The sequence below is a fragment of the Pseudomonas sp. W2I6 genome (assembly GCF_030815935.1).
Lineage (GTDB): Bacteria > Pseudomonadota > Gammaproteobacteria > Pseudomonadales > Pseudomonadaceae > Aquipseudomonas.
This window is the reverse complement of the sequence record NZ_JAUSXJ010000001.1, coordinates 4,935,797-4,955,379: the sequence shown is the minus strand read 5'-3', so window position 1 is coordinate 4,955,379 and position 19,583 is coordinate 4,935,797. Positions and strand designations below refer to the sequence as shown.

General features: G+C 62.3%; 12 protein-coding genes. 5 read left to right on the top strand and 7 right to left on the bottom strand.

What is annotated here, in order from left to right; translation table 11 throughout:
• Positions 1-5: 5 nt before the first annotated feature.
• The 3 genes from QF039_RS22820 to QF039_RS22810 all read right to left on the bottom strand — a co-directional run bounded on the left by QF039_RS22820 (position 6) and on the right by QF039_RS22810 (position 9,051).
• Complete coding sequence (locus QF039_RS22820; protein ID WP_307520852.1) at positions 6-5,111, bottom strand: NEL-type E3 ubiquitin ligase domain-containing protein; 5,106 nt, start codon at positions 5,109-5,111, stop codon at positions 6-8.
• Between the two features lie 135 nt (positions 5,112-5,246).
• Positions 5,247-8,339 carry a transglycosylase domain-containing protein gene (locus tag QF039_RS22815; RefSeq protein WP_307520850.1) on the bottom strand — a complete coding sequence of 1,031 codons (3,093 nt, stop codon included), beginning with the start codon at positions 8,337-8,339 and terminating at the stop codon, positions 5,247-5,249.
• 253 nt (positions 8,340-8,592) lie between these two features.
• On the bottom strand, positions 8,593-9,051 hold the full coding sequence (locus tag QF039_RS22810; RefSeq protein ID WP_032899435.1) for a transposase: 459 nt from the start codon (positions 9,049-9,051) through the stop codon (positions 8,593-8,595).
• Between the two features lie 638 nt (positions 9,052-9,689).
• Between QF039_RS22810 and QF039_RS22805 the strand changes: the two genes are divergently transcribed.
• The gene (locus QF039_RS22805; protein WP_003216436.1) at positions 9,690-11,102 is read left to right on the top strand and encodes an amino acid permease; all 1,413 of its coding nucleotides are present in this window, start codon (positions 9,690-9,692) and stop codon (positions 11,100-11,102) included.
• 45 nt (positions 11,103-11,147) lie between these two features.
• Here QF039_RS22805 and QF039_RS22800 read toward each other — a convergent pair whose 3' ends face one another.
• The 4 genes from QF039_RS22800 to QF039_RS22785 form a co-directional block, all read right to left on the bottom strand.
• Complete coding sequence (locus tag QF039_RS22800; RefSeq protein ID WP_177020505.1) at positions 11,148-12,272, bottom strand: OpgC family protein; 1,125 nt, start codon at positions 12,270-12,272, stop codon at positions 11,148-11,150.
• A gap of 143 nt (positions 12,273-12,415) precedes the next feature.
• A complete protein-coding gene (locus QF039_RS22795) occupies positions 12,416-12,712 on the bottom strand; it encodes a cupin domain-containing protein (protein WP_003216439.1) in 297 nt (98 codons plus the stop codon).
• Between the two features lie 66 nt (positions 12,713-12,778).
• The gene (locus QF039_RS22790; protein WP_003216444.1) at positions 12,779-14,398 is read right to left on the bottom strand and encodes an FMN-binding glutamate synthase family protein; all 1,620 of its coding nucleotides are present in this window, start codon (positions 14,396-14,398) and stop codon (positions 12,779-12,781) included.
• Between the two features lie 39 nt (positions 14,399-14,437).
• The gene (locus QF039_RS22785) at positions 14,438-15,202 is read right to left on the bottom strand and encodes a LuxR C-terminal-related transcriptional regulator (RefSeq protein ID WP_003216446.1); all 765 of its coding nucleotides are present in this window, start codon (positions 15,200-15,202) and stop codon (positions 14,438-14,440) included.
• A gap of 93 nt (positions 15,203-15,295) precedes the next feature.
• On the opposite strand from QF039_RS22785, the gene QF039_RS22780 reads away from it, so the two are divergent.
• The 4 genes from QF039_RS22780 (at position 15,296) to QF039_RS22765 (ending at position 19,573) form a co-directional block, all read left to right on the top strand.
• Complete coding sequence (locus QF039_RS22780; protein ID WP_003216449.1) at positions 15,296-16,117, top strand: carbon-nitrogen hydrolase family protein; 822 nt, start codon at positions 15,296-15,298, stop codon at positions 16,115-16,117.
• A gap of 228 nt (positions 16,118-16,345) precedes the next feature.
• Positions 16,346-17,671: an APC family permease gene (locus tag QF039_RS22775; protein WP_003216451.1), complete on the top strand. Its 1,326-nt coding sequence runs from the start codon at positions 16,346-16,348 to the stop codon at positions 17,669-17,671.
• Between the two features lie 100 nt (positions 17,672-17,771).
• A complete protein-coding gene (locus QF039_RS22770) occupies positions 17,772-18,044 on the top strand; it encodes a type B 50S ribosomal protein L31 (RefSeq protein ID WP_003216453.1) in 273 nt (90 codons plus the stop codon).
• 182 nt (positions 18,045-18,226) lie between these two features.
• The gene (locus QF039_RS22765; protein WP_023659212.1) at positions 18,227-19,573 is read left to right on the top strand and encodes an HD domain-containing phosphohydrolase; all 1,347 of its coding nucleotides are present in this window, start codon (positions 18,227-18,229) and stop codon (positions 19,571-19,573) included.
• Positions 19,574-19,583: the final 10 nt, after the last annotated feature.

Below are 19,583 nucleotides of genomic sequence, written 5' to 3'. Positions count from 1 at the left end.
TACGGTCAGACCTGGCGCGTGACGCGGTTACGTTGTTGGCTGTGGCGTTCCAAAGCCTGGTGGGTCAACTCGCGCATCCATTGTTTTTCGCGGTAGCCCAGTTCGTTGAGCAGCAGGTTGTAGCTGTCGTCCGTCATGGGTTGCCCGGTCAGCACTTGTGGGTGCGGCACACCCAGGGCGTCGGCGAGGCCGATCAGCGTGAGCCTCAACGCTTCCTTCTGCTCGGCGGGTAAGCCGTTGGCCTGGGCCAGCCTGGCCTGGGCTTCCTGCAGTTCATCAAGGCGTGCGCATTGTTCGTCGAAATGCCGGGCATTGGCCTCAAGGGTGTTCGGGTGGTGGTCGTGCAGGTACTGTTCCCAATAGGGCTCCAGCAGCATCTGGTTGACCAGGCCATCGCCTTCGCCCAGCTCCAGCACCGTGCTGTAGGCCTGTTCGATCTGCGTGGGTTTTACGTCGCCGGTGTCACGGTACAGCATGTGTTCCGACAGCCAGGGCAGGTCGAGGCGCTTGGCCAGGGAGGTCTGGTAGCTCAGGTAGACCTCCACGTCGTCCACGTTACCCATCACGCCCTCCCGTCGTTGCGAACGCAGCCATTGGCCGAGGCCGCCTTCGGCTTCGGGTTTGAGCCGATGGGCAATGTCCTCGCTGGCGATGCGGTTCAATTGCTTGAGCCGTGCATTGCCCTTTGCCAGCGTCACCAGTTTGCCCTCGCGCTCGCTGGCCGAGGCGGAGTAACGCTGGGCTTCGCTGACCAGCACTTCGATGCCCAGGTCATTGAAAATCTGTGCACTGCCGTCGGCGCACAGGCCGGGAAAACTGGCCATCTTGAACAGCTTTTCACGCAGCGCCGTATCGTTGTGGGCCGCCTCCAGCAAACGCCAGACGCGCTCGCGCAACGTTTCAAGATTGTCCCAATAGGTGTCCATGTCCTGGGGCCGCTGGAAGAAGTCGGGCGCTTCAAGGGCCTTGATCACCTCGAACAAACCCTGGGAGCCGTGCTCGCGCTCCACCGCTTGCCACAGCTCCTGGCGCCTGCCCAGTAACGGCGGCCTGACCCGTTCCAGCCACGGGCCGCTCTCTCCACGGGGTTCATAGCTGCGGTTGGGGTCCAGTCCGGCGGCTTCGCGGTACTGCTCGTACAGCAGGCGCTGGTCGTTGAGCAGGGTGTTGCGGTCCAGGCGGGTGTGGGCGACGGTCCGGGCCTCGGCGCTGCCGGCCATGAGCGCTGGCACATGATCAATCCGGGTTTGGCTCAGGTCCAGCAGGAAACCCTCCTCCCGTGGGTGGGCAAACAGCCCGGTGGGCCATTGGGTGATGGGGGTGCGGCTCAGGAACAGGCGGCGCAGGTGCGGCATTTTCGAGATGTTCGGTGGCTGCGTCAGCGGGTTGCGGTACAGGTTCAGGTTGCGCAGGTGCTTGAGGTTTTTCAGGCGCGCAACGTCGCCGTTGAGCAGCGTGATCTGGTTTTCCCCCAGGTTGAGGTCGCGCAGGTAGCGCATGTTGGCGATGGGCTCGGGCAGCCGCGTCAGTTCGTTCGCACTGACGTCCAGCTCCCGCAGGGACGGGAATGCCTGCAGAAAGGGCCACTGGCTGTCGTTGAACATGCAGTTGGCCAGCTTCAGTTGGGTGACGTGCTCGAAACCATTGCCCAGCAGCGGCAGGCTGCCGGGCAGGTCGAGGGCGCTGAGGTCCAGGCTCGCGCCGCTCTGCACCTGGCCCAAGTCGTCGCGGTGCTCGGCGAGGCGGTCTTCCCAGCAGCGATAGAGTTTGTGCGCAATGATATTTTTACGCAGTTTTTCCTCCCGGGCCATGCGGCTGTTTTTGGGATGGGGGCCGGGCAGGCGCTTCCATTGCTCCAGCTCCCGGTACAGGTTGTGCCGCTGCAGGACCAGGCGATTGAGGACATCGTTGTTCAGCCCCGGGCCGATCTCATTGAGGAACCGCTGCAGGCGTTCCTCCTCCAGGGTCGGGAACAGACTGGCCAGCACCTCCCGGGCGCGGGCCTGGCCCAGGTGCTCCTGGGCGCGGCGCAACCCGCCGAGGGCCGCGCCGCCGAGCAGGGTGGTGGTCTGCGCATCAGCGGTAGAGCGCAGCGGTGGCTCGGCCAGCACCCGGCGCCGTTCGGCCAGGGGTTCGAGGGTTTCCATCAGCCAATGCTTGAGCCCGGCGCCCTGGCCGGGCCGGTAGCCCAACTCGCTTTGCTGAGCGTCGGACAATGCACGCAACAGGCATTCATACAGGGTATCCGGGCCGTGCAGGCGTTGGCCCTGTTCATCGAACAGTTCGTAGCCCACGTGGTTCTGGCGCACCAGCACCCGGCGCCGGCGGGCATCGGCCGGCCCGGCTTCACAACGCAGCGTACCGCTGACCAGGCGATCGCGGATTTGCAGGTGCAGGTCGCCAAAGCCATCGCTGTAGCGCTTGAGGGTATTGAGCACCAGGCGCTCGGTACCTTCGGTGATCGCCCAGGGCGGGAAGAACCCCGCGTAGGCCTGGACACTGTGCTGGGCGAAGCTCAGTTCCCTGGCCTGATTGAGCAGGCGCAGCGGTACGTGGTGGTCCAGGGTTTGCCGTTCGGCCGGGGTTGTGCCGGCCAGCAGGGTGTCGGCCAGCGGCCGGTCCAGCGGGCTGACCTGCTCGCGCAAACGGCGTCCATGGGGATCGGCGCTGACCTGGCGGGCCTGATGGATGTAGTCGGCGATGTCACCGGTCTGGCGCGCCACCGAGTCCGCCAGTTGATCGCGCAAGGTTTGCACGCGCAGTGCTTGCGGCACGTCGCCGCCCAGCAGGTGCCTGATCGACGGCTCATCGAGAAACTCCAGCACCCGCGCCGGCAACTCGCCGGACATCACCTCGGCCAGGCTCAATTGCAGCGTGTCGGCCGGCGATGCCTGCGGGTTGGCGTACTTGTGGGAGTCACCGCTCTTGTCCGAGCGCACGAACACTTCCAATGCCTTGGTTTGGGGCCAGCCCGGCAGCTCGGTGATGGTCTGCTCGAACCAGGCGGACGTCGCATCCAGCGGCAGCGGTGCGCCGGCGCGAATGGTGTGCACGGTCTGTGTGGCAGCGCGCTGGGCTTCATAGCGATTGAGGGTCGCTTCCAGCAGCGGCGGGGTCGGCCGGTTTTGCACGTAAAGGTTGCGCAGCACACCGTCGTCGGCACCGCTGATGCGTTGCATCTGCTGCAGTTGCTGGTTGCTGAAGGGCGCCGTGCGCGGCCCCAGGCGGCGCATCAGCGTGGCGCTGTCCCAGGTGCGCGGTTGCTCGGCTTCATGTACGAAGGCGCCGTCGCCGTTGAACCGCACCAGGGGTTGATAGGCGTTGGCGCGCTCCGGGTGAGCGATACGCGTGTCGCCGGTTTCAGGGTCTGCCTGCACTTCGAAGTGAGCACCTTGCAGCGCGAGGATCTGCTTGCCCTGATGGGTGTGCAGGCCGTCGACAATGGGCGGCTGGTCGAGGTTTTTCACAGCATAGGGCGCAATATCCGGGTGCCACAGGCGCGTGCTGCCGTCGGGCCGTACCACCGGGCGCAAGCCTTCGACGAAGGGGCTGAGCTTGAGCCGTGCGACATGGCCCAACTGGCTGGCAGCACCGAACAAGGCAAACTGGATCACGCTGTCGGCCACCGCGACCACTTGCTCCGCCGCCGCGGCACCGCGCCCCTGGGCCCAATCGACAATCCCCTCGAACACCTCGTCGGTGATCTGGTACAGGCTGTAGGCGAGCATCGCTTCCCCCAGCAGCGGCACGAAGGGCGTCAGCACCAGCAGCGCCGCATTGAAGATATCCCCGAGGATTTTTTCCAGGTTGTCCCACCAGGCCCAGCGCGCGTGGCGGTCGGCGGTGGCGGTGGGCACGGCGATGTCCAGGGCATCGTTGACGATCTTGTTCAGCTTGAGGCGGTACTGGTAATTCCACAGGTCATTTTCGGCGGCGAGCGTTGAGCGATTGACGTGATCGTCACCGATAGCCTGCACGCTGAATTGCAGGTTTGGCTGGGTGATCGGGGTGTCGCGCCAGCTGGGGCGCGGGTCGGTGTGGGCGGTTTGATGCCAGCGCACACGGCTCAAGCGTGTATTGAGCCCGGCAAAGAATTCACCGCGCCTGGCGTGGTCGATGAACTGGCTGAAGAAGGTCTGGTAGCGCTGGCTGTCCCGCAGTTTTTCCGTGAGGTGGCTGAGGAAGGCCGCAGGCGAAGGGTATTGCTTCAGAGGGTGTTCGGGGTCTGCGGGGATGTACACCAGCACCTTGCCGACGGGCCGGGTGGGCTGCGGGACAAACAGCAACAGGATGCCGGTCAATGCCGTGTTCATCAGGCTCAGGGTATGGCATCCAAGCGCCTGACCGTCCAGCAGTGCGACGCGGCCGGCGATCAGGTCGAGCACGGCGCCGTGGGCATCGGCGTCGATGTCCCGGTTGATCAAGGCCAGGTGCGCCGCCGTACCCAGGGCAGTCTTCTGAGTGGCAATCATCTGCAGGCGCACGGCCCGGGTCACCGCCGGGTCATAGAACCCCAGGGCCTGGCGCAGGCTTTTCTGGTAGCGGGCGCCCAGGTCCAGGGTGCGGCAGATGTGCTTGAACTGTTCAGCGGTCAATACGGCGCCGGTGATGGAGTGGCGCAAGGTCAGTGTGTCCCGCTGCCCGCGTGGGTCTTCGCCGGACAGGAAGGCGTAGTCGACGAAGGTGTCCGAGGCGGCAAAGTTGGCCAGCGCGACGTCCAGCAGCGACAGGGTTTTGCTTTGCTCCCCACGATTGAAATCGTGCACCCACCAGGCAACTTTGGCGCTGGCATACAGCCGCAGGCAGGTGGTTCTGACGTCGATCTCGCCATAGGCCTTCAAGGCATTTTTCAGCAGCGGTTCGGCGAAGGCATACACGTCGGTCAATGCCTGGAATCGCTGGTCCATCGCAGCCTGCTGCTGCCAGTGTGCGGCGATCGCGGGCTTGAGCGCTTGATGCTGGTTGGCGCTGGCATGGGGATAGTGGCGGATGCCTTGGCGGGCGACGTCGTTGAGTGCGCGCAGGCGGAGTGGCGAGGTGGTTTTCAGCCAGTGCGGCAGGGCGTTTTCGATAAACGCGTGGTGCAGGGACTGGTCGGGTATGTCGGCCATGGGGGCAACCTGTAGAGCTCAAAAAGAAGGCTTGAGTCTATGCACCGGCACGGCTGCGGATAAGTTTGAATAGTGGGTGGAAACCGCGGCGGATCCCTCAGTAATCCGCAAGTGAAAAGCGCAGGGATAGGCCCATCAGCGCACGCTGCATAAGCTGTTGTTGCCCGGTTGCAGATAGGGCGTAAGAATCGGCGCCATGCCCTTGAGTACCTGTACCGGCAACGCCGAAGTGAACTTGAAACCCTGGGCCGAAGCGCCGGGGACGAAGGCGGTCAGCGTGCCGAAATGATGCTCGCCGATGTAGAACACGAAGGTCGCCGTGCGGTTGATCGCCTTGGAGCTGAGAATCCGCCCGCCGGCGCCGATGGCTTCGATCCGGTTGTCGCCGGTACCGGTCTTGCCGCCCATGGCCAAAGGCGTACCGTCCGCCAGTTTGAAACTGCCGGACACGCGCCGTGCAGTGCCCGCGTCCACCACCTGGGACAGCGCCCCCTTGAGTGCCGTGGCCACCTCGGAAGGCATCACGCGCTTGCCGCGATTGGGGTCGTTGACCAAGCGGGTTTCGTACGGGGTGTCGGCGGCAAAGCGCAGGCTGTCGATACGCAGGGTGGGCTGGCGCACGCCATCATTGAGGATGATCCCCACCAGTTCCGCCAGGGCCGCCGGGCGGTCGCCGGAGCTGCCGATGGCCGTGGCAAGCGACGGCACCAGGTGGTCGAAGGGGTAGCCGACTTTCTGCCAGCGCTGGTGAATATCGAGGAAGGCTTCGATCTCCAGCATGGTGCGGATGCGGCTGTCGCGGGCACTCTTGTGGCGGCTCTTGAACAGCCAGCTGTAAACCTCCTGGCGCTCGTGTTCACTGGCGGCGGTGGCCTGGGTGAAGGTGGCGTCGGGGTTGTTCAGCAGGTAGCCCATCAGCCACAGGTCCAGCGGGTGAACCTTGGCGATATAGCCTTGGTCAGGCAGGTCGTAGGCGCCGGGGCCGTAATTCTGGTAGAGCTTTTCGAGGCGCTCGTCGGTGAGTTTTTCAGGGCTTTTGACGCTGCTCAAGTGCGAGCGGACGAAGCTGTTGAAACTCGCCTGGCTGGCGTTGGGCAGCAGGTAGCGGTGTACGGCGGCCAGGCGAATGGCGGTGGGGTGCATGCCATCGAGGAAAGTATCGAGGCGCGCCTGGGTATCTTTGTTGCGGTACTTTTTCCAGAACTTGAGCAGGAACGTAGTGCCCTCGCGGTCGGCAAACTGGGCCAGGTATTCCTGGCGGCGCGGGTCGTTGTCGTCCTTGAGCAACTCGGCGCTGTTGTTCGGGCCCTGGTAGGTGGTGTAGCGCACCAGGTCGCGCATCAAGCGAATGAACGGCAGGTTGATGGACTCGCGCAGGGCCTCGATCAAGGTGGGATTGCGGCCGTTGTCCTGGCTGCGGAAGTTGTGGAAGTGGTGCATGCCGCCGCCGGTGAAAAAACCTTCGCCGGTGTTGGCCGAGTATTGGCGATTGAGGGCGGCGTCGAGCATGGCCGGCAGGTTGCGGTCGCTGTTCTGGATCAGGTAATCGAGGGCCCAGCGGGTGATGCGGTCCTGGTCGTCCACCGGAATCTTGCGCAACTGGGCAGCCGGCATCGCGCCGTATTTGTCGTGCAGCTCGCTGACGATTTGCAGGTAGGTGGTCATCACCCGCAGTTTGGCGGTTGAACCCAGTTCCAGCTTGCTGCCTTCGTTGATGTCGAATGGCTGGTCGGTGCTGTCGGTTTGCACGCGCACGCGGGCACCGTCGGGTGTCATCTCGTAGAGGTTGAAACTGTAGCGAACCTGAGCGGTGCTGGCGGGCGTCAGCAGCGTGGGCCCGAGCAGGCCGATCTGCGCGGCGAAGGCGGGGTCGGCGAGTTGCTTGAGGTACGTGCTGGCCTGGCTTTGCAGGTCGGCTTGCAAGGTGCTCGTGGCAGAGAGATCGAGTCGGTCGAGGTCGTACAGCGGCTGGTTGAGCAGGGCGGCCAGGCGAGTGCGGGCGACGCTGATGCCCTTGTTGGTTTCGATTGGCTGGATCGTCGGTTGTTGCTGCCAGTCACGGTAGGTGACTTTGCTGGCGAGGGCTGCGCTGGCCAGCGCCGGGTCGATCACGTTGTTTTGTGCGAGCAGGCGGATGTGGCTGTCGGTGAGGTCCGCCAGTTCCTTGTGGCCCTTGGACAGATAGTGAGACGGGCGACGCTGGGCGATCATCAGCGACAGCACCTCGCGCAACGCCAGACCCTTTTGCGGCAGCTGTTTGGGGTCGGTGCCGATGAGCAGCGTGTTTGTCTGGTTGAAGTCGGCGCCGTACCACACGCGCAAGCCTTCGGCCATGCCGTGCACTTCGCCATGGCCGGGTACCGCCGACAGGGGCACGCTGTTGAGATAGTCGCGCACGATGTCCTGGCGAGCGGCAAGGGTTTGCGGGCCGTCCTGATACGCGCGCACGCTGGCAGAAATCATCTGGCGGATTTTCTCGCCGCCGGACAGGGTCAGGCCGTCGGGCGAGTGGCGGTATTTTTCCAGCTGCGTGGCCAGGGTACTGCCGCCTGCCGTCTGGCCGGGCAGGTGCAAAAGCTTCGCCACCTGGGACCAGGCGGCCTTGGCAAAGCGCGGCCAATCCACGGCCGGGTTGAGTTGCGGGTTTTTCGGGTCCAGCAGGTCGCGGTCTTCGATAAACAGCAGGCTGCTGACCACCACCGGCGGGATCGCCGCAAAGCTTGGGTAGAACTGTTGTGGATACGTGAACTGATACAGCGGCGCGGCGCGGCAATCGGTGATGGTCAGGCCGGCCTGGATTTTTTCCGGGTAGGGCACGAACAGGCCGCGCTGGGCGTAGGCCATCAGGTCGGGGGAGAAGCGCGCTTGAGCCTGGATCAGGTAGTCACGCTTGATCAAGCGCGGCAGGAACTCGCCGAGGGCGCTGTAGCCCAAGCGCTTGTCAAAGGGCCCGGCGCCAGGGTAAACCCGTGCATCACTGGGGCCCGAATGCATTTGGTAGGTGAGGGTTGAGGCAATGTCGGAGAAGGTTTTGGCCTGCAACCTTGAAGTGCGCATTTCCCGCAGGGCGGCAAAGCCCAGGGCGATCAGCGCAATCAGCAGCACCAGCCAGAACAGCCGCCACCACAACCGTCGGCGGGGAGGAGGGCTTTGTGGCAACGGCTGTTCATCCGGGCTATCGGTGGATACCGCAGCCTTGGTCGAAGCGTTTTGCCATAAAGCGCCCATAGTCGATTGATCCATTTACGTAGATTGATCGGACTTGGTTGAAGCTTAGACGGTGGTGGGCGAGTGGGAGGAATTTGTGAGGGTGATGCTGTTTGTGGCGAGGGGGCTTGTCCCCCGTTGGGCTGCGCAGCAGCCCCAAAACCTGCCATGAAGATCTTCCTGAAGAAATGCGGTGTGTTTACTGGGGCTGCTGCGCAGCCCAACGGGGGGCAAGCCCCCTCGCCACAGACAAGCCCTCTCCACACAGGAAAAATCAGAGCCAGGCTGCGTCCCATAGTGGGTAGTCACCAATATGTTCGACCAGGCCCGCTCGCAGAGGATTGGCGATGATGTAGCGGGCAATTTTGCGAAGGTCTTCATCGCTACGCACTGCTCGGTCATGGTAGCCAAGTTGCCAGAATCGTTCTTTGCTGCCGCGTGCGCGATTAATGGTGAGGGTGCTGCGGGATTTGGTACGTCCCACAGCCTGCGACAACGTTGTGCCTTGCAGCTCAAATAGCCAATGAAAGTGATCAGGCATGACGACCCATGCCAGAGAGTCGACCATTCCCAATTCATGGGTCTTCCTGAATTCTGCTACCAGTAGTCTTCCCAAATGGAAGTCTTTGAACAGGGGTTGCCGGTTGTGAACCACGGCGGTAATCAGATAAGGACGGCCAGATTCTGAATGTCGACCACGGCGTAACAGATGAGAGTTGGGTTGATGAAGCATTCCTTTGCTCCTTGAGGGGAAGTAGTCAATTGACGTTAGCAGCTGCTGTGGAGTGCTCTCTTGCAGTTCGGTGTCGGCGTGTTTCTCGAAGGTAGATTTGTGGCGAGCGGGCTTGTCTGTGGCGAGGGGGCTTGTCCCCCGTTGGGCTGCGCAGCAGCCCCAGTAAAGACACCGCATTTTTCCGGATAGAACTTATGGCAGGTTTTGGGGCTGCTACGCAGCCCAACGGGGGACAAGCCCCCTCGCCACAGACAAGCCCGCTCGTCACAGATAACCCCGCCACATAACCCCAAACCGTCGAGCTAGAGCCTCCCCCACCCGTAAACCCGCCAAAGGTAGGGGCATGACGCTGCACCATTACCGTGCAATACTCGCCGCCGTTTGGTGGCGATGATTCCTACGCTAACCAGGTGATGCTCCTCCGCAAAAGGCGCCTTTACCGAGAGTTCCCGCTGAATCTTGCCGTTTATAGAGTGAAAACCCCTGGGTTTAGCTTTTTATACTGCACCCCCGCTGATCTGGCCCGGCCAGACCGTTTTACCCAAAAGGTGATCCGGCAACGGTACGCCATGGCAGACCCGCCATGACGCCCCGGACTCGGTGGCTCATATCCAATAACAAGACGAGGTTGTATCCCTATGCCAGCTGGCAATCATCTGCCCCACGGCGAGACCGCTCAGGGCGGTCCGCTGAAACGCGAACTCGGCGAACGGCATATTCGCCTGATGGCCCTCGGTGCATGCATCGGCGTCGGCCTGTTCCTAGGCTCGGCCAAGGCCATTGAAATGGCCGGCCCGGCGATCATGCTGTCGTACATCATCGGCGGCCTGGCGATCCTGGTGATCATGCGCGCCCTCGGCGAGATGGCCGTGCACAACCCGGTGGCCGGTTCGTTCAGCCGCTACGCCCAGGATTACCTCGGCCCGCTGGCGGGCTTTCTCACCGGCTGGAACTATTGGTTCCTGTGGCTGGTGACCTGCGTGGCAGAAATCACGGCCGTCGCCGTGTACATGGGCGTGTGGTTCCCCGATACACCCCGCTGGATCTGGGCCCTGGCAGCACTGATCAGCATGGGCACCATCAACCTGATCGCGGTCAAGGCCTTCGGTGAGTTCGAGTTCTGGTTCGCACTGATCAAGATCGTCACCATCATCGCCATGGTGATCGGCGGCGTCGGCATCATCGCGTTCGGCTTTGGCAACGATGGCGTGGCCCTGGGCATTTCCAACCTGTGGACCCACGGCGGCTTTATGCCCAATGGCGTGCAGGGTGTGTTGATGTCCCTGCAGATGGTGATGTTCGCCTACCTGGGCGTGGAGATGATCGGCCTCACCGCCGGTGAAGCGAAGAACCCGCAGAAGACCATCCCGAGTGCCATCGGCTCGGTGTTCTGGCGCATCCTGCTGTTCTACGTCGGTGCGTTGTTCGTGATCCTGTCGATCTACCCGTGGAACGAAATCGGCACCCAGGGCAGCCCGTTCGTGATGACCTTCGAGCGCCTGGGTATCAAGACCGCCGCCGGCATCATCAACTTCGTGGTGATCACCGCAGCGTTGTCGTCGTGCAACGGCGGTATCTTCAGCACCGGGCGCATGCTCTACAGCCTGGCGCAGAACGGCCAGGCCCCGGCCACGTTCGGTACCACCTCAAGCAACGGCGTGCCGCGCAAGGCGCTGCTGCTGTCGATCTTCGTGCTGTTGCTGGGCGTGCTGCTCAACTACATGGTTCCGGAAAAAGTCTTCGTCTGGGTCACTTCCATCGCCACCTTCGGCGCGATCTGGACCTGGCTGATGATCCTCCTGGCCCAGCTCAAGTTCCGCAAGAGCCTGACCCAGGCCGAACGTGACGGCCTTAAATACCGCATGTGGCTGTACCCGGTCAGCTCCTACCTGGCCTTGGCGTTCCTGGTGCTGGTGGTGGGCCTGATGGCGTACTTCCCGGACACCCGTGTGGCGCTCTACGTGGGGCCGGTGTTCCTGGTGCTGCTGACGGTGTTGTTCTACGTGTTCAAGTTGCAGCCGACTCAAGCGGCGGCACGCACCGCGAGCTGAGTTTCCTGCGCTCAACAAAAAGCCCCTTACGGGGCTTTTTGTTTTTCAGGCGGTGGCGGGAGGCGCCGGTTGGGTGAGCCGCTTGTTCAAATCCAGCCAGGCCCCCAGCAGCGCCATCAGCCCGGCGCCTACCAATGCGGTGAAGATTTGCATGGCGAAGGCATCGCCGGTGATCGCATTGATCATGTCCGCCAGCGGTGCCAGCAGCACCCCCAGGCAGAACACCTCCAGGGAGTAGCGGCCCATGCGGCAGGTTTGCTGCGCCAGCCAGTTTTGCGTCCAGGCGTGGCCAGGCAACAGCTTGGCGGTGACATAGGCCAGGGCCAGGAAGTGCAGCAAACGCACGGGCGACAGGTCGGTCTTGCTGATGGGGTACAGCAGGTCACTGAGCGCCGACGGCATCAGCGCGTCGTGGATTTCCGGCCAGCGCCACGAGAGCGTGAGAACCCCCGCCACCAGCGCATACACCGCCGCAGCGACGAACAATGGCTGACGCAACAGGCGCCGAGTCTCGACAGGGCGGGGTTGCCCGGCATGAATCGCCGCCGCGCCGCCCAGCACAAACAGCAACTGCCAGGTCACCGGATTGAAATACCACACGCCGTCGGCAATCGCCGCCAGGTTCCAGCCCAGGTGCGGCGCCAGCAAGTACACCGCCAGCGAAACAGCCACCACCGCCCAGGTCTTGCGCAACAGCAGCGGCAACACCAGCGGCAGGCAACCCAGCAGCACGATGTACAGCGGCAACGGGTCCATCAGGTTGGGTTTGAAGCGCAACAGCAGTTCATCCACCAGGGCTTGCTGGGGATGAGTGACGAAGTGCGTCAGGCCCATCTCTTCAACGAGGTCGCGGGTTTCCACATGGCTGTTGGCGAAGAACACGATGCCCATCAGCATCGCCAGCAAGAAGATGTGCACCACGTACAGCACCCAGGTGCGCCGCCAGATCTTCACGCAGGCGATCAGATAACCGTCGCGCTGCAGGATCTTGCCGTAGGCCAGCACGGCCGCATAACCGGCCAGGAACACGAAGACCTCCGCCGCGTCGCTGAAACCGAAGTTGCGCAGGGTGATCTGGCCCAGAGGGTTGTGGGGCACGTGATCCCAGAAAATAAAGATCAACGCCAGGCCCCGAAAAAAATCGATGCGCGGGTCGCGTCCGTTCAACATGGCAGCGGGCTCTTGAACAAGGGGTTTAGTAATGACAAGTGGACGACGGCTTCAGTCGAGCCGTACGTCGGGCGGGCGCAGGTTGGCGGTATTTGTAAGCAATTGCAAAGCTGAGTTTTTTGCTGAATGTCTCATCGCTTTGTTTAAACGTCGATGATCACCAGCGTGCCTTGGCTGCCGGCGAGTACCGCGTGGGCGATGCCGGCTTCAACCAGGTACATCTGACCGGCGCCGACGTCGATGGCCTCCTCGCCAATAGACAGGCGCAAAAGGCCGTCGATCACCAACAGCCCTTCGTTATAGTCGTGGGTTTCTTCTTCATAAGCCTGTGCATCCATGCGCAGCACCTTGATCCGCGCCGGGCCGACCTGGCCCACGCGCGTGGATTTCCAGGTGTCCGGCAGTTGGGCGGCAAGGGCGGTGAAGTCGAGTAACGGCATGGTGAAGCTCCTTGTTTCAACGATGCCGTTCGGTGGTCCGGTTCAGCGGGGTTGTTCAGTGCGGGCTCAGGCTGCGGCGATTTCATTCGGCTCAAAACTGTCCGCCCGCGCCATCTGCCACATGCGCGAATAAAACTCGCCGTTCACTTCGCCGGTGAGCAATTCGCCAGGTTTCAGGAACACATGCAACTGCGAGAACAGCTTGATCTCGGTGGCCGACATGCGCCGCACCAGGTGCTTGGCCGACAGTTGCGAAGGGTGGTCGAGACCGGCGGCAGCGAGCATTTCGGCCAGGGCCTTCAGCGTGTTGCGGTGGAAGTTGAACACGCGCTGGGCCTTGTCCGGCACCACCAGTGCGCGCTGGCGCAACGGGTCCTGGGTGGCCACTCCGGTGGGGCATTTGTTGGTGTGGCAGCTTTGCGACTGGATACAGCCGATGGCGAACATGAAGCCCCGCGCCGAGTTGGCCCAGTCGGCACCGATGGCCAGGACGCTGGCGATGTCGAACGCGCTGACGATCTTGCCGCTGGCGCCGAGCTTGATCTTGTCCCGCAGGTTCAAGCCCACCAGGGTGTTGTGCACGAACAGCAAGCCTTCACGCAGCGGCACGCCGATGTGGTCGGTGAACTCCACCGGCGCGGCGCCGGTGCCGCCTTCCTTGCCGTCCACCACGATAAAGTCCGGGAGGATGCCGGTTTCGAGCATGGCCTTGGCGATGCCCATGAATTCCCACGGGTGGCCCAGGCAGAACTTGAAGCCCACCGGTTTGCCGCCCGACAGTTCACGCAGTTGGGCGATGAAGTGCATCATTTCGATGGGAGTGGAAAACGCGCTGTGGCGCGACGGCGAGATGCAGTCCTCGCCCATCATGATGCCGCGGGTGTCGGCGATTTCCTGGGTCACCTTGTGCTTGGGCAGGATCCCGCCGTGGCCCGGTTTGGCGCCCTGGCTCATCTTGATTTCGATCATCCGCACTTGCGGGTTCTGCGCCTGCACGGCGAAGCGTTCCGGGTCGAAAAGGCCGGCGCTGGTGCGGCAGCCGAAGTAGCCGCTGCCGAGCTCCCAGGTCAGGTCGCCGCCGTTTTCCCGGTGATAGGGGCTGATGCTGCCTTCACCGGTGTCATGGGCGAAGTTGCCGAGCTTGGCCCCCTGGTTGAGCGCGCGAATCGCGTTGGCGCTCAGCGAACCGAAGCTCATGGCCGAGATGTTGAACACCGAGGCCGAGTAGGGCTGCTTGCATTGCGGGCCGCCGACGATCACGCGAAACGCGCTGGGGTCGCTCAGCGGCGCGGGGCGCATGGAGTGGCCGATAAACTCAAAGCCCGACTGGTAAACGTCGATCAGCGTGCCGAAGGGTTTGTCGGCACTTTCATTCTTGGCGCGGGAATAGACCAGCGAGCGCTGGGCCCGGGAGAAGGGCAGGGCGTCGCTGTCGGATTCCAGCAGGTACTGGCGGATTTCCGGACGGATGCCTTCCACCAGGTAACGGATATTGCCCAGGATCGGGTAATTGCGGCGCACCGCGTGGGGGCTTTGCAGCAGGTCGAAAATGCCGATCAGGCTAAGGATGCCGGTGACCACGGCGATCGGCCACAGCCATTCGTGTTCGATAAACGGCATGCTGGCGAGGGTGAAAATGACGCAGACGGCAAAGAACGCGTAACGGCTTAGTAACGACAGGCTCATACGGTTTTCCTTAGGTTCCACTCATCAGTAATACGATTTTCAGGCGTTTTGCGCCTGCAGAAAAATCGAGAACAGCTCCGACTGGGATTTGATCCCTAGCTTGCTGTACATGTGTTTCTTATGGACTTTCACGGTTTCAACAGAGATTTCCAGCTTACGAGCGATTTCCTTGCTGGAGCAACCACTGAGCATCAAACGGCCCACATCCAGCTCCCGCGCGGTGAGTTGCGCGCCCCAGCCATCGTTGTGGATCGGCTGCTCCGGAGCGCTCACCTGGTTGAGTTCATGGGGCAGGCGCTGGCGCAGCAAGCCCAGTACCCACGGTTGAATCAGCGACAGCAGGGCAATCTGCTGTGGGTCAAAGCGCTGTTTGGAGCCCAGGGACAGGCATAGGGTTCGCCCGTCCGGTTGCTGGCAATTGAACTGGATTTCATCGGCCACCACGTTCAACCGGAAGTAGCGCTGGTAATACTCGGTCAGCTCGAAATGCTCCGGGGCCACTTCGGCCAGGCGAAACAGCCCGGTGCGCGAGTGTTCGCGGCTGGCGATGTAGAAGGGATCGAGCAGGTATAAACCGTTGAGGTAATCCTGGAACAGATGGTCGGGTTCGCCGTCCTGGCCCGGGCATTCGGCGAACACCAGGGGTTTGTGCTCGCTGCTGAACAGCAACACCACCCAACTGTCGAACGGCACATATTGGTCCAGCAACCGGACAAGCTGCGTCCAGAAATTCGGCTGGTCCAGGGCGTCTATCATCTGCCCCACCGAACGGTGCCAGGCGATGTCTTCCAGCGACAATGTCATGCATCTACCCCCATAGGGTTAACCCGGCTGCGTGATTTCCCGAGTGTTCGCGGCTGCGCATACTGCGCCACAGATAAAGAACAAGGAATAACCATGAAGGTCGAATTTGCCCAGCTGGCAGGCCGCGATAACGGCACAGCTTACAACCTTGAGCGCGCGTTGGCGGCAATTGCTGCGTGTGCGGCGGATACCCAATTGGTCGTATTCCCGGAAACCCACCTGATGGGCTTCCCGACCGCCGGCACCGTGGCCGAGGTGGCCGAGCCGGTGGACGGCCCGACCGTGCAGGCGATTATCCAGGCCGCCCGCGCGCGCAACATCGCCGTGGTGATCGGCATGGCCGAGAGCGACGCGGGCCAATTCTATAACACCACCTTGATGATCACCCCGGACGGCATCGCCCTGCGCTATCGCAAGACCCACCTGTGGGCCTCGGACCGCGGCGTCTTCACCCCGGGTGACCGCTACGCCACCTGCGTGTGGAACGGCGTGCGAGTCGGCCTGTTGATCTGCTACGACATCGAATTCCCGGAAACCGCCCGGGCCCTGGCGCAGTTGGGCGCTGAAGTGTTGATCGTCACCAACGGCAACATGGACCCGTACGGCCCCACTCACCGCACTGCGATCATGGCCCGCGCCCAGGAAAACCAGGCGTTCGCGCTGATGGTCAACCGAGTGGAAGAGGGCGACGACGGCCTGATGTTCGCCGGTGGCAGTGCGCTGGTCGACCCGTTCGGCAGCTTGCTGTTTGAAGCCGGGCGCGGGGAAGGGCAGTTCAGCGTTGAACTGGACCTGGGGCAACTGGCGGCGGCGCGACAGGACTATCGCTACCTGGATGACCAGCGCTTGAAATTGCCGGGGGAGGTGATTGAGCGCGAGGACGGGACGCGGGAGTTGTTGATCCCCAAACCCTGACACGGGTCTCGTGGCAAGGATGCTGTTGTGGCGAGGGGGCTTGTCCCCCGTTGGAGTGCGAAGCGCTCCCGCTTTTTCTGGGGCCGCTTCGCAGCCCAACGGGGGACAAGCCCCCTCGCCACAGAAGCTGCATTTCACCAAAAAGCTGCTTCAACCATAAAAATTATTGCGTTCGCTGCACCGACTTCAGTTCTGCCATAAATCTAATAATTGCGCGGAGAATCGCTCATGGCTCGTTTGCAACGCACCCTGTCGTTAGGGTCGGTGGTGCTGTTTGGCATCGCCTATATGACACCGATCATTGTCCTGGGCACCTTCGGTATCCTGGCGCAATCCACCGCCGGCATGGTCCCGGCCGCTTACCTGGCCGCCCTGGTGGCGATGTTCTTCACCGCCATGAGCTACGGCCGCATGGCCTCGGCGTTCCCGGTGGCCGGGTCTGCCTACAGCTATGTGCGCAAGGCCATCAGCCCCAAGCTCGGGTTTATCGCCGGTTGGGCGGTGTTGCTCGACTACCTGTTCCTGCCCATGGCCATCTGGCTGATCGGCGCGGCCTACCTGCATTCGGCCTTCCCGGCCGTGCCGCAATGGGTCTGGGTACTGGCGTTTATCGGGGTCACCAGTGTGATCAACATCATCGGCCTGAAACTCGCCAACGGCATCAACGCCTTGCTGATGCTGGTGCAGTTCCTGGTGCTGGTCGCCTTCGTCGCGCTGTGCATCCACTACATCGGCGGTGATGCGAGCAAGCCGCTGTGGACCATCACCCCGTTCTTCAACGGCCAGATGCAAATGCCGTTGATCATGAGCGGCGCGGCGATCGCCTGCTATTCGTTCCTGGGCTTTGACGCGGTCAGCACCCTGACCGAAGAAACCCGCGACCCGCGCCGCACGATTCCCCGGGCGATCATGCTGATCACCCTGATCGGCGGGCTGATCTTCGTCGGTGTGTCGTACTTCGTGCAGATCGCCCACCCATCGTTCGAGTTCACCGACGTGGATTCTGCCGCCTACGAGATTGCCCGCAACATTGGCGGCGACCTGTTTGTGTCGATCTTCCTGATCGGCCTGATCGTCGGCCAGTTCGCCTCGGGGCTGTCGGCGCAGGCCAGCGGTTCGCGGTTGCTGTTTGCGATGGGGCGCGACGGGGTGTTGCCCAAGTCGTTCTTCGGTACCTTGCACGCGCGCTTCGGTACGCCGGTCAACAGCATCCTGCTGTGCGCGGTGGTTGCGTTACTGGCGTTGAGACTGGACGTCACCACCTCCACCTCGTTCATCAACTTCGGTGCGTTCCTGGCTTTCAGCCTGGTGAACCTGTCGGTGATCTTCCACTACTGGATCGGTGCCAAGCAGCGCGGGTTGCGGGAGCTGGTGCTGTTCCTGGTGTTCCCGACCATCGGCCTGGTGGCGGATTTGTGGTTGATGGTCAGCCTTGATCACTTGGCGATTTACCTGGGCCTGAGCTGGTTGGCGATTGGCCTGGTGTACCTGGGTTTCCTGACGCGGGGCTTCTCCCGGCAGCCCCCGGAAATGGACTTTCAGGAAGCCGCATAGAAGCTCGGGATCTATTCTTATTGCAATCGGTTCTCGTTTGGGTGCATCATTTGTGTTACTGTATAACACTTGATGTTCACCCAGACGCCCCGGAGGCCTTATGAAACCTGGTATCCACCCCGACTACCGCACCGTGTTGTTCCATGACACCGCCGCCGACGTTTTCTTCCTGATCGGTTCCACCGTGGAAACCGACCGTACGCAACAACACAGCGACGGCAATACCTATCCCTACGTGCTCCTGGACGTGTCCAGCGCCTCGCACCCGGTGTACACCGGCCAACAGCGCAAGACCCAGTCCGAAGGCCGCATCGCCGGCTTCAACAAGCGATTTGCGTCGTTTGGTTCGGCCGGTAAAACCGCCGAGGCGTGATGCACCGCGCGTTACCTCAGGGCCGCTTCATTCAATGAAGTGGCCCTTTTTTATGCCCATCTGACGAAGTGATGTCGCAAGGCCATCACTGCAAAGAAAAACCGACTAAACTGCTGGGTAATGGCCAGGAGGCTGTTACCTTGACCGTAGGACACGCACATCGACGCTATACGAGGTGCCCCATGGGAGAGTCAGTGACCTTCGCAAATCCCGACCGCCCGGTAGTGCTGTTGATTGACGCACACCCGGACGTGCTGGACCGCCTGACGCAGTTGCTGCGCCTGGAACCCTTTGAATTATGCAGCGCCACCGACGCCGCTCACGCGCTGGCGATTCTGGCGCAGCAACCCGTCGACCTGGTGATGAGTGCCGCGCGCCTGCCGGACATGGACGGCGCCACCCTGCTTGCGCAGATCCACCATGATTACCCGCACACCGTGCGCATCCTGCTGACCGGTGAAACCGACCTGACGCTGATCATCAAGGCCATCAACGAAGGGCAGATCTACCGCTACCTGAGCAAACCCTGGAAAGACGAAGAACTGCTGCTGGCGTTGCGGCAATCCCTGGCCCATCAACACTCCGAGCGTGAGCGCCTGCGCCTGGAGCAATTGACCCGCCAGCAGAACGACGAACTCAAGCAACTCAACGCCAGCCTGGAAAAACGCGTGGCCTCACGCACCAGCGAGCTGCAGCAAACCGCTGACATGCTCGACCTGGCCTACGAAGAACTCAAACACAGCTACGCCACCGGCACCGAAGTGTTCTCGCTGCTGGCCAACCTGCGCTTGCCCCGAGCCAAGCAAACCAACCGGCAGATCATCGAGCTGGTGCGCACCTGGTGCCACGGCCGCGGCCTGGACGAGGCCAGCAATCGCGACCTGACCATGGCTGCCGCGCTCTACAACATCGGCAAGTTGAGTTGGAGCGACAACATGATGGTCTCTCCCAGCGACCTGCTGCACAGCACCTACCGTGAGCGGTACCGGGCGTATCCGGCCCAGAGCGAATCGTTGCTGATGACCCTGGAACCGATGAAAGACGCGGCACGCTTGATCCGCCATCACCAGGAACGCTGGGACGGCAGCGGCTTTCCCGACCACCTCAAGGGCGAAGCAATACCTGTAGGTTCGCGCCTGTTGAAACTGGCGGTGGACTTCATCGAATTGCAACGCGGCTTGATCCTTGAGCGGCAGATGAACAGCGACGAAGCGCTGCTCTACATCCGCAAATACGCCGGGCGCCTTTACGACCCGGACATGGTCGAGGACTTCATCCAGGCCTGCGCCGCGTTCCTCAGTGACGTGACCCTGGGTGACCCGTCGGTGAAGGTCCTGACCACCCGCGAACTGGCCGAAGGCATGGTGCTGGCGCGCAACCTCAACGCCGACAACGGCATGCTGCTGCTCAACGCCGGCAAGGTGTTGAACCTGCCGCTGGTGGACAAGCTGATTGCGTTCGAGGCCATGGAAGGGGCGAAGTACAGCGTGTTCATCAAGGAGCCGGATGAGGCACTGCTTTCGGGGTGAGACCGGTTCA

Excerpts from the sequence above, each read along its gene's own strand:
- QF039_RS22820 (WP_307520852.1), bottom strand. The coding sequence starts at position 5,111 with ATGGCCGACATACCCGACCAGTCCCTGCACCACGCGTTTATCGAAAAC.
- QF039_RS22815 (WP_307520850.1), bottom strand. The coding sequence starts at position 8,339 with ATGGGCGCTTTATGGCAAAACGCTTCGACCAAGGCTGCGGTATCCACC.
- QF039_RS22810 (WP_032899435.1), bottom strand. The coding sequence starts at position 9,051 with ATGCTTCATCAACCCAACTCTCATCTGTTACGCCGTGGTCGACATTCA.
- QF039_RS22805 (WP_003216436.1), top strand. The coding sequence starts at position 9,690 with ATGCCAGCTGGCAATCATCTGCCCCACGGCGAGACCGCTCAGGGCGGT.
- QF039_RS22800 (WP_177020505.1), bottom strand. The coding sequence starts at position 12,272 with ATGTTGAACGGACGCGACCCGCGCATCGATTTTTTTCGGGGCCTGGCG.
- QF039_RS22795 (WP_003216439.1), bottom strand. The coding sequence starts at position 12,712 with ATGCCGTTACTCGACTTCACCGCCCTTGCCGCCCAACTGCCGGACACC.
- QF039_RS22790 (WP_003216444.1), bottom strand. The coding sequence starts at position 14,398 with ATGAGCCTGTCGTTACTAAGCCGTTACGCGTTCTTTGCCGTCTGCGTC.
- QF039_RS22785 (WP_003216446.1), bottom strand. The coding sequence starts at position 15,202 with ATGACATTGTCGCTGGAAGACATCGCCTGGCACCGTTCGGTGGGGCAG.
- QF039_RS22780 (WP_003216449.1), top strand. The coding sequence starts at position 15,296 with ATGAAGGTCGAATTTGCCCAGCTGGCAGGCCGCGATAACGGCACAGCT.
- QF039_RS22775 (WP_003216451.1), top strand. The coding sequence starts at position 16,346 with ATGGCTCGTTTGCAACGCACCCTGTCGTTAGGGTCGGTGGTGCTGTTT.
- QF039_RS22770 (WP_003216453.1), top strand. The coding sequence starts at position 17,772 with ATGAAACCTGGTATCCACCCCGACTACCGCACCGTGTTGTTCCATGAC.
- QF039_RS22765 (WP_023659212.1), top strand. The coding sequence starts at position 18,227 with ATGGGAGAGTCAGTGACCTTCGCAAATCCCGACCGCCCGGTAGTGCTG.